Here is a 13,721-nt window from a genome sequence, read left to right on the forward strand (position 1 = left end):
ACACCAAAAACATCGATCATCAGCATTATGTCAAGTTGAATTGCTATTCGCCCCCATACCTGGGTGGGTCTCGCGCGATGCTGCGCACCATCCCCACGCTCGCCGGACATGCATTATGATGCTCGCCGCGCAGGCGTACCTGCCGCTACTGCGCTGATCATTCGACTGACGTTCTGGAGCGAGCATGCAAGACATCATCGACGGTTTTCTGCGTTTTCAGCGCGACATCTACCCGCAACGTGAGGCGCTTTTCAAACAACTCGCGACGTCACAGAACCCCAAGGCGCTGTTCGTCACGTGCTCCGACAGCCGAGTCGTACCTGAGCTGCTCACTCAGCGCGAGCCGGGCGAACTGTTCGTGATCCGCAATGCGGGCAATATCGTGCCGTCGTACGGCCCGGAACCTGGCGGCGTGTCGGCCACCGTGGAATACGCGGTCGCCGTTCTCGGCGTTCGGGATATCGTGATCTGCGGCCACTCCGATTGCGGTGCGATGGGCGCGATTTCGCGCTGCACCTGCCTCGATCATCTGCCGGCCGTCGCGAACTGGCTGCGTCATGCCGATTCCGCGAAAGTCATCAACGCCGCGCATGAATACGACTCGCCGCGCGCGAAGCTCGACGGGCTCGTGCGCGAAAACGTGATCGCGCAGCTTGCCAACCTCCGCACTCACCCTTCCGTCGCGCTTGCGCTGGAGCAAGGACGCCTGAATCTGCACGGCTGGGTCTACGACATCGAGACAGGCGGCATCGACGCGCTGGACGGCACCACCCGACATTTTGTCCCGCTGGCCGAGTCGCCCGCGGTGGTCGCGGTGAACTCGCGCAATCGCGGACAGGTCTAGCCCCCGACCGGTTCGCGCCCGGTATCGGGCGCGAACACAACGCCCCGCCGAACAGAACGGGTACGCAGGCGCCGGTTGCATCGATCAGCCCGGCGCGCGTCTTGCGCCGTCGAGGCTGACGCCGTTTCGCGTGACGTGCATCGAGCAACGTCACGCGACTTCGGTCCTCGACCAGCGTCTCCGCTTCCTCTCCTTCGCAACCGTCATCGGCACGGCGCATACGGAACGCGGCGTTGCCCGCACCTAATGAGGCCGCGCATGCCGGTTGCAGTGCGGTCGCCCTAATGCGCGGTGCGCTGCAGCAGCGTCGTGTCGTAACCGAGCGTCCGGGCCCGCTCAACAAGCGCCGCGGCCTGTTCAGCGGAGGGCTTCGCGTCGCGCGTCAGGATCCACAGGAACCGACCCGACGGTTCACCGACGATCGACCATGAATAGTCGTCGGCGTGATCGAGCACCCAGTAATCGCCGAAAAAGAAAGGCCCGAAGAACGACACTTTCAGCTTTGCATTGCCGCTGTCGGCCACGATCTTTGCGCGCCCGTCGGAGGTTCGCGCGGGGCCGTCCGGTCCACCTTCGTGGCAGGTATTGCGCACGCCGATGAGACCATCTTCCCGCTTCGCATATTCGGCCGTCACGCCGGCGCAGCCGCGCTCGAACCGGTTCTCGTAGCGCGCGAACTCGTACCATCGGCCGACGTAGCGATCGAGATCAACGGTTCTCGCGGGCTGCGGAACATGCGCATTGCCGCTCGGCCCGCCGGCCAGGCTTGCGCATCCCGCGAGCAGGAGCGCTACGCCCGCAACGATCACACTTGCCGCCCGCAGCGGTCTACCAAGGGTACTTCGCTTCATTCAATGGCTCTCCAGTCACGAAACCCGGCCATTGTGCACCCAACCAACGGTGGGCTGCAGCATCCGCCGAATGTCGCGGCTGCCTGCATCCCCGAGCGCGTGTCGCTCGTATCTGGCTGAGGGTCTAACAACGCGCGTCGCCCGGCACAACGTGCAGCGGGTCGGCCGCAGATCGTTCAATCAAAATGCGTCCGACAGTGCTATATTTCGCTCGACATTCACACCATGGCGATCCGCGCCACCCACTTCGCATGAGCGACACGCCGAACGGTGCCAAAGGTTTCGACCAGTCAGCCCCTTCGCGCGACGCCGATGCGGATGTCGCGCGCCGCGAACATCTGAATCGGGTGATGCTTCAGGCAGCAGCCGGCGATCAGGCGGCTTTCGCGGAGTTGTACCGGCTGACCGCGTCGCGCGTGTTCGGGACAATCGTGCGCATGCTTCACGATCACGGGGAAGCCGAGGATCTCCTCCAGGAGGTCTACACGACCGCGTGGCGACGCATCGACGCGTTCGACCCGGCGCGCGGCGGCGCGATGACGTGGCTGATCACGCTGGCGCGCAACAGGACGATCGACCGTTTGCGGCAGCATCGCGACGCGCAGCTCGACGACGAACAGGTGCTGGAGCTTCCCGACGAGGATCCGACGCCCGCCGCGCTGGCGGAGGCGACGCAGGAGCGCCAGCGCCTCGAGCGCTGCCTGGCGCAACTCGATCCGCAGCAAGGCCGCGCGGTGCGCGAGGCCTTCTTCAGCGGTGCGACCTACAGTGAGCTGGCAGCGCGGCTGCGCGTGCCGCTCGGAACCATGAAGAGCTGGATCCGGCGCAGCCTGATGCAGCTGAAGGTGTGCCTGGAGCAATGAATACGCCGGCCGATCACGATTCCGAATTGCGCTGCGCAGAATACGCCCTCGGCGTGCTCGACGCAGACGCACGCCGCGAGCTGGAGCAGTCCGCCGCTCGCGACCCGGCGTTGCAAGCGACACTCGATCGCTGGCAGCGCCGCCTCGCCCCGCTCGCGGACGACGTCACGCCCGTCGACCCGCCCGCGCGAATCTGGACGAGGATCCAGCACGACCTCGGCTTCATCCCGCCGCCGCGCGTTCGCGGGGCCGCGCCAGCCGGCGGATGGTGGAACAGCCTGCCACTGTGGCGCTGGGTCGGCATCGGCGCGAGCGCGGCGGCGCTGGGGCTGCTCACGGTCAATGTGATCCGGGTGGGCGAAGCGCCGCAGCGCCCCGCTGCCGTCGACAGCAGCTACATGGCGGCCACGCTCGCACAAGCGGATGGCGTCGCACGATGGACCGCCACGGTCGACTTGCGCCGTGCCCGGATGGTCGTGGTGCCCGCGAACACGCCACCGGTCGCCGCGGATCGCTCGACGGAACTGTGGCTGATCCCGCCGAATGCGAAGCCGATCTCGCTCGGCGTATTCGCGTCGAACGCACCGGCGTCGATGACGCTGCCGCAAGCGATCGTCGCGCAACTCGGTGCACGCGCGGTGCTCGCCGTGTCGCTCGAGCCTCGCGGCGGCTCGCCGAGCGGCCAACCCACCGGGCCTGTGCTCGCCACCGGCTCGATGCACATCGCCTGACGCGTGCAACGCGCGCTCAACGCGTAAAGCGCGGCAGCGTGCCGCCCGTTGCTTTCACGCTCGACGGGATCGCGCCGCATCTCGTCGCATCCGGTTGCATCCGTTCGGTCGCCGGCTCCGTATAAGGGGATATCGCGTCCCCGGAGCCCGTATGCCCGCCGTCGCCGTTGCCCTCCTCGCCTTCGTCGGACTGATCGTGTCCTTCACGGCAGTGTGGATTACCCAATTGCATTCCCGGAACGCCGGGATGATCGATCCGGTCTGGGCCGCGACGCTCGGCTGCGTAGCCATATTCGTCGCCGTGCTGGCAACCGGCTCGGAACTGAATCGCGCGCTCGTGGCCGCCGGTGGCGGCATCTGGGGGCTGCGACTCGCGCGGCACCTGTGGCGGCGCAATCGCGGGCAGCCGGAGGACCCGCGCTATCGACAGTTCCGCCTGCAGTGGGGCGACGCCGCGCCGCGCAACATGTTCTGGCTGTTCCAGTTGCAAGCGCTGATCTCCATGTTGCTGTCGGTCGCATTCTTCATCCCCGCATACAGTGCGCAAGCCCCGTCCCGGTTCGCGATTGCAGCGGCAGTCGCGATCTGGATCGCCGCCGTGGCCGGAGAGACTGCCGCCGACCGGCAACTCAAGCGGTTCCTCGCGAATCCCGACCACGGCGGCCAGGTCTGTCGCGTCGGATGGTGGCGCTATTCGCGGCACCCGAACTATTTTTTCGAGTGCGTGCACTGGCTCGCCTACACGGCCCTTGCGATCGGATTGCCGTGGGGCTGGCTGACGCTGATGCCGCCCGTCCTGATGGCATGGCTGCTGCTCAAGGTATCCGGATTGCCGCTGCTCGAAGCGCGTCTGGTGCAAACCCGGCCGGGCTACCGCGAGTACATGCGCACGACCAGCGCCATCGTTCCGTGGCCACCGGGGCCGGCGCGCAGCCCTTCCCCCACTCGACCCGATCACCCTGAAGACCGGAGCACGCGATCATGACCGCTACCACCTCGCAACCGTCGCCGGCCTCGATGGCTGCACCCAACGACGCCTGGCTGATTCGCTACTGCGAGCGCGGCTGGCTGCCGGACCGGCTGATCCGGGCCGGGATGCGCGCGCTCATGCGGCAACGCCTGCGCGCCGAGCACGCGTATGACGGCGAACGGCGCGCGGCGGCCCTCGACGCACTGGTGCGCGAACTGGGCGCGAGCCCGATCGCAATCGAGACGCACGCGGCGAACACGCAGCATTACGAGGTGCCCGGCAGCTTCTTCGAGGCCCATCTCGGCCCGCGGCTCAAATATTCGTGCGGCTATTACCCGCGTGGCAACGAGACGCTGGCGCAGGCAGAGGAGGCAATGCTTGCGTTGTACGCGCAGCGCGCCGAGCTGGCGGACGGCCAGCGCATTCTCGACTTGGGATGCGGCTGGGGTTCGCTGTCGCTTTGGCTCGCCGACCGGTATCCGGCGGCACAGATCGTCGGCCTGTCGAATTCGCACGGTCAACGCCACTTCATCGAGCAACGCGCGGCGCAGCGCGGGCTGACGAATCTGCGAATCGTGACCGGCAACGTGGTGGAGTTCGACTTCGGTCCCGAGGACGCCGGTTTCGACCGCGTGCTCTCGATCGAGATGTTCGAGCATATGAAGAACTACGGGCAACTACTCGCGAAAATCTCGCGCTGGATGCACGACGACGGCAAGCTCTTCGTGCACATCTTCGTGCACAAGCTACTCGCCTATCACTTCGCGGTGCGCGACGACACCGACTGGATGTCGCGCCATTTCTTCACAGGCGGGACGATGCCGTCGGCCGATCTGCTGCTGCGGTTCCAGGACGACGTGCGCATCGCCCGCCAATGGTGGCTCGACGGCACTCACTACGCCCGCACGGCCAATCAGTGGCTCGCGTCGCTCGACGCGGCGCGCCACCGGGTCATGCCGATTTTTGAAACGGTCTATGGCGCCGACGCCCGCCTCTGGTTCCAGCGCTGGCGGATGTTCTACATGGCTGTCGCCGAGCTGTTCGGCTATGCCGACGGCCAGGAATGGGGCGTCGCCCACTACCTGTTCGACAAGCGCCGGGGGCGTGCATGAGGGCCGCCCTGTTGCACCGGGTTCTCCGCCGCGTCGCCGTTGCGTTCGTGACGGTGCTCGCGATCGGGGCCGCCGGCTGCTCGGGCAGCCCGCCGAACCCGAATCCGCGCGCCGCCGTTCCGCTGTCGACCGTGCCCGTCGACTTGCCGCGCTACATGGGTCGCTGGTACGTGATCGCCAACATCCCATATTTCGCGGAGCGCGACTTCGTCGGCAGCCGGGCCGAGTGGAGCCTGCGCGAAGACGGCCGGATCGACGACGCATTCGTCGGCCGCAAAGGCGGCTTCGACCAGCCCGAGAAGCGCTATCGGTTCGTCGACTCCGTCAAGCCCGGCAGCGGCGGTGGCGAATGGCGCGTGCGGCTGTTCTGGCCTGTGTATGTCACGCAACTGACGCTCTACGTCGACCCCGACTACCGGTACACGATCCTTGGCTACCCGGGCAAGACGCTCGGCTGGATCTTCTCGCGCGAGCCGACGATGGACGAGGCCACCTATCGCTCGCTGCTCGCCCGGCTCGATGCGATGGGTTACGACACGTCGCGCTTCAGGCGAGTGCCGCAAACACCGGACCAGATCGGCAAGCCGGGCTTCGCATCGCCCGGCGAACGCGAATGAAGGCAGCAACTGCATCCGCAGCGTGCCGTGGCTCGTATATCCGCACATGTCATTCCCGAACCTGCTCTTGTGATTGACGGAGATCATTCGCGATGCACCCGGAACTTTCAGTGTCGCTGCCTGGCCGGCGGATCGCCGTCGTCGGCGCCGGCATCGCGGGCCTTGCCAGCGCGTACCTGCTTGCTCGCCGTCACCGCGTGACGCTGTTCGAGGCCGCCGACTATCTCGGCGGTCACACGCACACGGTCGCCGTCGACCTCGACGGCGCACGCCACCCCGTCGACACGGGATTCCTCGTGTTCAACGACCGGACCTATCCGAACCTGATCGCACTGTTCGACGAACTGGGCGTGGCCGCGCATTCGACCGACATGTCGTTTTCGGTTTCGGTCGACGGCGGCCGGCTCGAATGGGCCGGCAGCAACCTGAACACGGTGTTCGCGCAACGCCGCAACCTGTTCTCGCCGACTTTTCTCGGGATGTTGCGCGACATCCTGCGCTTCAACGCGTCCGCGCACGAGCACCTCGAATCGGCGAACCGGGAGCGCCTTTCGGTCGGGGAACTGCTCACGGCCGGCGGCTACGGCGCATCGTTCCAGCATCACTACCTGCTGCCGATGGCGGCCGCGATCTGGTCGAGCGCGGCCAACGACATCCTGCGGTTTCCGGCGGCGACGTTCCTGCGCTTCTGCCTCAATCACGCGTTGTTGCAGGTCAACAACCGGCCGCCGTGGCGGACGGTCCCGGGCGGCGCGCGGCGGTACGTCGAGCGCATCGCAGCGACGCTCGACGACGTGCGCTTGAATACGCCGGTCCGCGCGATACGGCGCGACGACGCGGGCGTGACCGTGGTCACCGACACGGCCGGTCACGAGCGGTTCGACGCGGTCGTGCTGGCTTGCCATGCGCCGACCAGCCTGCGGCTGCTCGCGGATGCCAGCGACGCAGAGCGCGAGGTGCTGGGCGCCGTGCGCTATCAGCACAACGTCGCGGTGCTGCATACCGATACGGCGTTGCTGCCGCGCCGCCGACGCGTGTGGTCGGCGTGGAACTACCTGAGCGGCCGGCCGGGGCGCAGCGGTGGCGAGTCGCCCGTGTGCGTGAGCTACCTGCTCAACCAGTTGCAGCCGCTGCCGTTCCGCTCGCCGGTCGTCGTCACGCTGAATCCGGTCGACGAGCCCGCCCCCGACACGCAGCTCGGCCGCTACGATTACGAGCATCCGCTGCTCGACCTCGCGGCCGTCGACGCCCAGCAACGTCTGCCGGCACTGCAAGGGCCGCGTCATACGTGGTTCGCGGGAGCGTGGACGGGCTACGGCTTTCACGAGGACGGACTGAAGTCCGCGTTGCGCGTCGCCCGCGACTTCGGTGTCGCTCCGGCCTGGGCCAAGCCATGAGCGTGCCCTTTGCCCGCGACGGCACGGCCGCCCGGCTTCTCGTCGGCGACGTGATGCATGAACGGCTGCGGCCCGTGCGCCATGCGTTCACGTATCCGGTCTTCCAGGTCTGCTGCGACGTCGAACGGCTGGACGAGATCGATGGCAACTGGTTCGGTATCGATCGCTGGCGCCCGCTCGGACTCGCGTTGCGCGACTACGGCCCGCGCGACGGCCGCGCGCTCGGCCCGTGGATGCGCGATGTCCTCGCGCACGCCGGCATTCCCGCCGACGGCCCGATCTGGCTGCAGACGATTCCGCGCATCTTCGGCTACGCGTTCAACCCGGTGAGCTTCTGGTACTGCTACGACCGCGCGGGCCGGCTTCGCGCGCTGTACGCCGATGTGCGCAACACGTTCGGTGCGCACCACGGCTACCTGATGAGTGCGATGCACCACGCGCCGATCGACGCCGACACCGTGCTCGTCTGCCGCAAGACGTTTCATGTCTCGCCGTTTTGCGACGTTGTCGGGGATTACGCGTTTCGCGTGCGCCAGCGCGACGATCATCTGAGCGTGGCGATCGACTATCGCGACGACGACGGTCTGCTGCTGCGCACGGCAATCGGCATGCGGTCCGCGCCGCTGACGGCGGCACGCGCGTGGCGCGCGCTGGCCCGGCAGCCGCTTAACGCGATCAACGTCGTCATTCGCATTCATTGGCAAGCGCTGCGGCTGTGGCTCGCGCGCGTGCCGTTCTATGGCAAGACGCCCCCCGGGCGCTCTGCCGCTGCCGATTCGCCATTGTCCCGTTCGCCGGGCGCGTCGCCACGCGGCCGCTCGGCGATGTCCGATCACGAGGCTCGTCCATGACCTTGCTGCGCCTGCTGTCTCCCGCATCGCAACCGGCGATGCCGCTCTCGGCCCGGTTGTTCATCGCGCTGCTACGACAAATCCGCGACGGTCACCTGACGCTTGTAACGCCCGAAGGCGCGCAGCATGTGTTTGGCGATCCGCACTGCCAGCCGGCCGCGACGCTGCAGGTCCGCGACTGGCGGGCGTGCCGTGCGATCCTGCGCGCGGGCGACATCGGATTCGCGGAAGCGTATCGCGCCGGCTGGATCGACACGCCCGAACTCGTCGCGCTGCTGCGCCTCGCGATCCGCAATCAACCGGTGATCGCGAAGACGGTGACCGGCGGCCGCCTGGCACGCGTCTGGTACGCGCTGCGTCACCGGCTCAGAATGAATACGCGGGCCGGCAGCCGCCGCAACATCCACGCGCACTACGATCTCGGCAACGACTTTTACGGGTTGTGGCTCGACGACACGTGGACGTATTCGAGCGCATGCTTCGACGGCGACGCGCAGCGTTCGCTCGCCGAGGCGCAAACGGCGAAGTATCAGCGCATCGTCGATTCGCTCGGCCTGCGCGCGGGCATGCGCGTGCTCGAGATCGGGTGCGGCTGGGGCGGCTTCGCCGTGCATGCTGCACGGCAAAGCATACGCGTGCATGGCGTCACCATCTCGCAGGCGCAATACACACTGGCCCGCGAGCGCATCGCGCGCGCCGGGCTGTCTGATCGGGTCACGCTCGAATTGCGCGACTATCGCGACGTCGACGGCCAATACGATGCGATCGTGTCGATCGAGATGTTCGAGGCCGTGGGCGAAACGTTCTGGCCGGTGTATTTCGACACGCTCAGGCAGCGCCTGAAGCCCGGTGCCCGCGCGCTGATTCAATCGATCACGATCGTCGAGTCGCAATTCGAGGCCTACCGCGCGTCGAGCGACTTCATCCGCGAGTTCATCTTTCCCGGCGGGATGCTGCCGAGCCCGGAGCGCTTCGTCGATGCCGCGCGGCGGGCCGGCCTGGCTGCTGAGCCGGTGCTCGCGTTCGGCGACGACTACGCACGGACGCTGCGCACATGGCGGGCCACGTTCGAGGCACGCGTCGACTCGGTGCGCGCGCAACGGTTCGACGAGACGTTCATTCGCACCTGGCGCCTCTATCTCGCCTATTGCGAAGCGGGATTTGCCGAGCGGCGAACCGACGTGATGCATTTCATCGTGTCGTCGGGCGGCTGACATGAGGCGCCGGCTTGCGTTGCTTGCCGCTGCCGCGGCGCTGGCTGCACCGCTGTACGCCGGCGCGAGCTGCGCCGACGATATCGCATCGGCGCGACTGATCGGATCCGGCCGGTTCTGCATGCTGGGCATCTGTCTGTACGACGCTCAGCTTTGGGCGCCCCGGTCTCCCGGCGCGTTCGACACGCCGTTTGCGTTGTCGCTGGCCTACCGTCACGACGTGAAAGGCGAGCGGCTCGTCTCGACGGGCATGGACGAGATCGAGCGCCTCGCACCCGCGCCGTTGCCGGCTGCGACACTCGATGCATGGCGCCGCGATATCGAACGGGCGTTTACCGACGTATCGCGCGGCGACGTGCTTTGCGGCGTGTACTTTCCCGAGCGCGGCGCACGCTTCTACACCAACGGCCGCCTCACGGCCGACGTGACCGACCCGGCGTTTGCGCGCGCGTTCTTCGCGATCTGGCTCGACCCGCGCACGCGGGCAAAATCGTTGCGCCGTCAGCTGCTGGGCGACGATGCGCGCCGATTCCACGGTGCGCGGTGGTGACCGGTGCATCGTATCGATGCCGACAGCATCGATCGACGGGTCAGTTCGCCAGTGATCCTTCTCGACGCGTGATTCGCGATGGCCAACAAGACGCACTTGCCCGACAAGATATGCGAGACATGCGGCTTGCCTTTCAGCTGGAGAAAGAAATGGAAGGCGGTCTGGGGCGAAGTCCGATATTGCTCGGAGCGTTGCCGCCGGAATCGGCGGTCGCCCTCCGGCATGAAGACGAACGCTTCGCGTCGTTGAATTCGCATTGATGAGCCGATCGCGAGCAGCGCGCGGGCCCGGGTAGCGCTTCGAAGCGCCGAGACGGAATGCTCGCCCTGCTTCGGTTCACCGGGATCGATCGGCGCCGGTGGGCGCAGGCGTGCTCGTCAGCGCGGCCCATCCCCCTTCCCCGCCGCCGTCTGGTTTGTAGCGTGCGCGATCGCCTCCAGGCGATTCACTTCACCCCGTGTCGGCTTGCATGACGCTTGAGTGAAAGCGCGGTCATGTTCGCTTGCGTCGAACAGCCATCGATCGGATTCCGACGCATCGACACGCAAAAGTGCGACAAGATCGATGCGCGCATCGAGATCGCACACTTCTCGGTGCACTTTGTGGCCCGTCATCGCATCGTACTGCCGCCAATCCATTGACGTCGAAATGCGTTTCATGTGCGTTATTTCTGCGTAATTCCCTCCTCATGATGTGCGCCGGCGCACTTTTAACGCCATTTTCCGATGCTGTCCGGGTGATTGACGCAAAAAAGCCCGGTACAAATTATTGTATGAGTCGAGTTTCTGCTTCACTTTCCCGAAAATTTGCATACAATCCCAGCTGTGAAGCATGAATCGACCGAGGGAGGCCCCGTGCCAACACGCAATCACGACATCAAGCCGCGCCGGTTCCCGGCCTGTCCGGCTTCATTGATGGCGCGCGTGGCCGTCGCCACGGCACGCAGCCCGTCACACCAGCCCGGTGCGGTGCCCGGTCGGCCGGTTGCATCGCGCTTGCCGGTCGCCGCGCAGCAACGCGGCCATCGCTGTCGGTGCCGCTCGCCGCAGGTGACCGACCGGTGTTCAAGCGCCGGTCTGAACGGCGCACTGCCTGAACGGCGATCGAACACCATCGCGGCTGGCGCGTGCCCGACGCTGCTCGTCACGGGCGGCCTGACTGCATCCGACGAAACGGTCGAGCGAGTCGGCCTGCACGTCACCGAGCGTGTCGAATCGGTGTCGCGGGCGCTGCGGCAGCCCGGCCTCGATGTCGACGCCCTGATCGCCGAGGTCTCGTCGTTGCACGTGGATCTGGCGAATCAGTTCGTGTCGCTGGCGCAGGCGCGCCGTGTCCGCGCGGCCGCGATCGTCTATGAGCACGGCAGCGCGCAAGCCCTCTCGGTGGTTCGCCTTGCAGGCTTCCACCTGTTTCGCTCGGTCGGCGGCCGCATCGACGAGGCGCTCGTGCTGGCGAAGCTGCAACAATCCGTCGCCCTCACGTTCGCGGCGAAGCCGGCGGAGAACGACCCGATATTGCGGTTCCTCCGCGACGTCGACGGCTGGGCCCAGGCAACGCCGATGGGTCCGTCGTGCGCGATCAGAGCCGGATCTCCGGTGACGCTGCCGGGTCGCCATGCACGCCGGTGCGCGCGCAGGTGAGCGTCACCCGGTGGATGCGTCGTCGAAATGGCGGCAGCGTCCACACGGTTTTTACCCGCGGAACACAAGTCAATCATCGCATCGTCTCAGTCGTGATCCATCGCAGCACCACCTAACCTCGAGAAACGAACCGAAATGGGAAATCTGATCGACGCTCCCGAGCACACCTTGACTGCGATCGACGAGGGCATTCCTCTGTCGCACATCATTCGTCGTCGGCTTGAGAACGCGGGTGCGCGCTTCCATGCAAACGACAACATCGCCGCGCACCTGCGCGACGGGGAGCTGGATGCGTTGCAAAACGAAGTCGCGCAGGGAATGGAAGCCGTGCTGCGCTCGCTCGTGATCGACGTCGACAACGACCACAACACCCGCGAAACCGCGCGGCGCGTCGCGAAGATGTTCATCCGTGAAGTGTTCGCAGGCCGCTACGACGCGGCGCCGTCCGTCACCGAGTTCCCGAACGTAGAGCGGCTGGACGAGTTGCTGATCGTCGGGCCGCTGCGCGTGCGCAGCGCCTGCTCGCATCATCTTTGCCCGATCATGGGCCGCATCTGGATCGGCGTGCTGCCCAGCGCCACGTCGAATCTGATCGGCCTGTCGAAGTATGGAAGGCTGGTGAACTGGGTCATGACGCGCCCGCAGATCCAGGAAGAAGCGGTCAAGCAGATTGCCGACCTCCTCGAATCGCGCATCTCGCCCGACGGGCTTGCCGTCGTGCTCGAGGCCGAGCACTTCTGCATGCATTGGCGCGGCACCAAGGACGACCAGGCAAAAATGACCAACAGCGTGATGCGCGGAAAATTTCTCGCGGACGCGTCGCTTCGCCGCGAGTTTCTCGCCTTGTTGTCCGGAAAGAATGCGTAAAGCGCGCGGCAGGCATTCGCGACGAATGCGCCGGCGCAGTGCTTGGTCATGATCCGCGTCCGCTCGTCACCGCGGGCGCGCAACAGCAGGAAGCTCAAAGCCATGCGGAGTTCCCGATGAACTGGTCGCACGATTCACTCCGCCCGTCCGCCGGCCAGGGTCGATCGACGACGCTGCAGTCAGGCAGGCAGCAGCGCCGGGGCGCGTCCCGCGGGAGGTCACGCCCGGGCGGCAGAACCGAAATCACCGCCGATGCGGTCGTTCAGCCCGATGAAGCCTCCGACGCGCATGCGGAACTCGACCGATTGCTGTCTCGCGTCGCCGCCGGCGACGAGCACGCGTTCGCGCAGTTGTATCGATTGACTGCGGCGCGGCTGTATGGCGCGATCGTCCGGATGATCCGCGACCGCCATGAAGCGGAAGACCTGCTTCAGGACGTGTTCACGACGGCGTGGCGTCGTGCCGATTCATTCGACGCCAGACGCGGCACGGCGATGACATGGCTGATGACGCTCGCGCGCAATCGGACCATCGACCGAATCAGGCAGCACCGCGAGGTGCCGCTCGATGACGAGCTGGCGCTGTCGATCCCCGACGAAAGCCCGACGCCCGACCTCGGCGCGCAGGCGAGCCAGGAGCGGCAGCGTCTGGAGCGCGGGCTCGCGCATCTGGGCGAGCGGCAGGCGTATGTGCTGCGGGAAGCGTTTCACAGCGGCGCATCGTATGCGGAGCTGGCCGAGCGCATGCAGGTGCCGCTCGGCACGATGAAGAGCTGGATTCGCCGCAGCCTGATGCGACTCAAAATCTATCTCGAGCAATGAGCGGACGAGTCACTTCTCGGTTCGATCGCGTTGCGCGAGGCGGACCAAGCGACGGCTGCGATCCGCGCAGCCGTTGAATCGATATTTGTAGCGGCGGGAGCCGAGTATTGTGCGCAAGGTCGCCGATCCTTCGAGGATCGGAAACGTGCCGTCACCATTGCGCGCCGTGTGGATAACGAACGATCGTCAATCGAGCGGCAACATACCCGGGCAACATGCGCCCGGCGATCGTAGCGCAGATGCGCGCATGAATCCCGCCCGAGCCGAGGATGCCCATCGACACCCCCGCTCTTTTACGCGCGCCGAGATCTCATAGCGCGCGACGAACCATCAGTTCCTTGATCTTGCCGATCGCCTTCGTCGGGTTCAAGCCCTTCGGGCAAACGTCGACGC

Annotated in this window: 16 protein-coding genes and 1 pseudogene; 14 read left to right on the top strand and 3 right to left on the bottom strand. The window is 66.3% G+C overall.

Going from position 1 to position 13,721, the window contains the following annotated elements; all coding sequences use genetic code 11:
• The first annotated feature begins 184 nt into the window (after positions 1-184).
• Positions 185-844 (top strand): carbonic anhydrase, encoded by a 660-nt coding sequence (locus tag DIE11_RS29520; RefSeq protein WP_124628873.1) that lies wholly within the window; start codon positions 185-187, stop codon positions 842-844.
• Positions 845-1,125: 281 nt separating this feature from the next.
• Here DIE11_RS29520 and DIE11_RS29525 read toward each other — a convergent pair whose 3' ends face one another.
• Entirely contained in the window at positions 1,126-1,695 is a 570-nt protein-coding gene (locus tag DIE11_RS29525) for a lipocalin family protein (RefSeq protein WP_124628875.1), read from the bottom strand.
• Between the two features lie 251 nt (positions 1,696-1,946).
• Here DIE11_RS29525 and DIE11_RS29530 point away from each other — a divergent pair, with 251 nt between their 5' ends.
• From DIE11_RS29530 to DIE11_RS29575, 10 genes are all read left to right on the top strand, one after another.
• On the top strand, positions 1,947-2,558 hold the full coding sequence (locus DIE11_RS29530) for a sigma-70 family RNA polymerase sigma factor (protein WP_124628877.1): 612 nt from the start codon (positions 1,947-1,949) through the stop codon (positions 2,556-2,558).
• Positions 2,555-3,289 carry an anti-sigma factor domain-containing protein gene (locus tag DIE11_RS29535; RefSeq protein WP_124628879.1) on the top strand — a complete coding sequence of 245 codons (735 nt, stop codon included), beginning with the start codon at positions 2,555-2,557 and terminating at the stop codon, positions 3,287-3,289. Before DIE11_RS29530 ends, DIE11_RS29535 begins: the two co-directional genes overlap by 4 nt.
• A gap of 151 nt (positions 3,290-3,440) precedes the next feature.
• On the top strand, positions 3,441-4,274 hold the full coding sequence (locus tag DIE11_RS29540; protein ID WP_124628881.1) for a DUF1295 domain-containing protein: 834 nt from the start codon (positions 3,441-3,443) through the stop codon (positions 4,272-4,274).
• A complete protein-coding gene (locus DIE11_RS29545; protein WP_124628883.1) occupies positions 4,271-5,371 on the top strand; it encodes a cyclopropane-fatty-acyl-phospholipid synthase family protein in 1,101 nt (366 codons plus the stop codon). The genes DIE11_RS29540 and DIE11_RS29545 overlap by 4 nt, the downstream gene beginning before the upstream one ends.
• Entirely contained in the window at positions 5,368-5,988 is a 621-nt protein-coding gene (locus DIE11_RS29550; protein ID WP_124628884.1) for a lipocalin family protein, read from the top strand. Before DIE11_RS29545 ends, DIE11_RS29550 begins: the two co-directional genes overlap by 4 nt.
• Before the next feature lie 92 nt (positions 5,989-6,080).
• Positions 6,081-7,385: an NAD(P)/FAD-dependent oxidoreductase gene (locus tag DIE11_RS29555; protein WP_124628886.1), complete on the top strand. Its 1,305-nt coding sequence runs from the start codon at positions 6,081-6,083 to the stop codon at positions 7,383-7,385.
• Positions 7,382-8,236 (top strand): DUF1365 domain-containing protein, encoded by an 855-nt coding sequence (locus tag DIE11_RS29560; protein ID WP_124628888.1) that lies wholly within the window; start codon positions 7,382-7,384, stop codon positions 8,234-8,236. Before DIE11_RS29555 ends, DIE11_RS29560 begins: the two co-directional genes overlap by 4 nt.
• Entirely contained in the window at positions 8,233-9,450 is a 1,218-nt protein-coding gene (locus DIE11_RS29565; protein WP_124628890.1) for a cyclopropane-fatty-acyl-phospholipid synthase family protein, read from the top strand. The genes DIE11_RS29560 and DIE11_RS29565 overlap by 4 nt, the downstream gene beginning before the upstream one ends.
• A gap of 1 nt (position 9,451) precedes the next feature.
• Entirely contained in the window at positions 9,452-10,000 is a 549-nt protein-coding gene (locus DIE11_RS29570) for a chalcone isomerase family protein (protein WP_124628891.1), read from the top strand.
• 78 nt (positions 10,001-10,078) lie between these two features.
• Positions 10,079-10,249 (top strand): DUF2256 domain-containing protein, encoded by a 171-nt coding sequence (locus tag DIE11_RS29575; protein ID WP_082729517.1) that lies wholly within the window; start codon positions 10,079-10,081, stop codon positions 10,247-10,249.
• Between the two features lie 128 nt (positions 10,250-10,377).
• Here the strand turns inward: DIE11_RS29575 and DIE11_RS29580 are convergent, their stop codons facing one another.
• Entirely contained in the window at positions 10,378-10,659 is a 282-nt protein-coding gene (locus DIE11_RS29580) for a hypothetical protein (RefSeq protein WP_124628893.1), read from the bottom strand.
• Between the two features lie 336 nt (positions 10,660-10,995).
• Between DIE11_RS29580 and DIE11_RS29585 the strand changes: the two genes are divergently transcribed.
• The 3 genes from DIE11_RS29585 (at position 10,996) to DIE11_RS29595 (ending at position 13,328) form a co-directional block, all read left to right on the top strand.
• Positions 10,996-11,640: a hypothetical protein gene (locus DIE11_RS29585; RefSeq protein WP_260437200.1), complete on the top strand. Its 645-nt coding sequence runs from the start codon at positions 10,996-10,998 to the stop codon at positions 11,638-11,640.
• Between the two features lie 135 nt (positions 11,641-11,775).
• Complete coding sequence (gene folE / locus DIE11_RS29590) at positions 11,776-12,507, top strand: GTP cyclohydrolase I (protein WP_059608020.1); 732 nt, start codon at positions 11,776-11,778, stop codon at positions 12,505-12,507.
• Between the two features lie 116 nt (positions 12,508-12,623).
• On the top strand, positions 12,624-13,328 hold the full coding sequence (locus tag DIE11_RS29595; RefSeq protein WP_124628923.1) for a sigma-70 family RNA polymerase sigma factor: 705 nt from the start codon (positions 12,624-12,626) through the stop codon (positions 13,326-13,328).
• Between the two features lie 310 nt (positions 13,329-13,638).
• Here the strand turns inward: DIE11_RS29595 and sdhB are convergent.
• Positions 13,639-13,721, bottom strand: a pseudogene (sdhB, locus tag DIE11_RS29600) (succinate dehydrogenase iron-sulfur subunit); the annotation flags it as partial.

This window comes from Burkholderia sp. Bp9012 (genome assembly GCF_003853825.1).
Lineage (GTDB): Bacteria > Pseudomonadota > Gammaproteobacteria > Burkholderiales > Burkholderiaceae > Burkholderia > Burkholderia diffusa.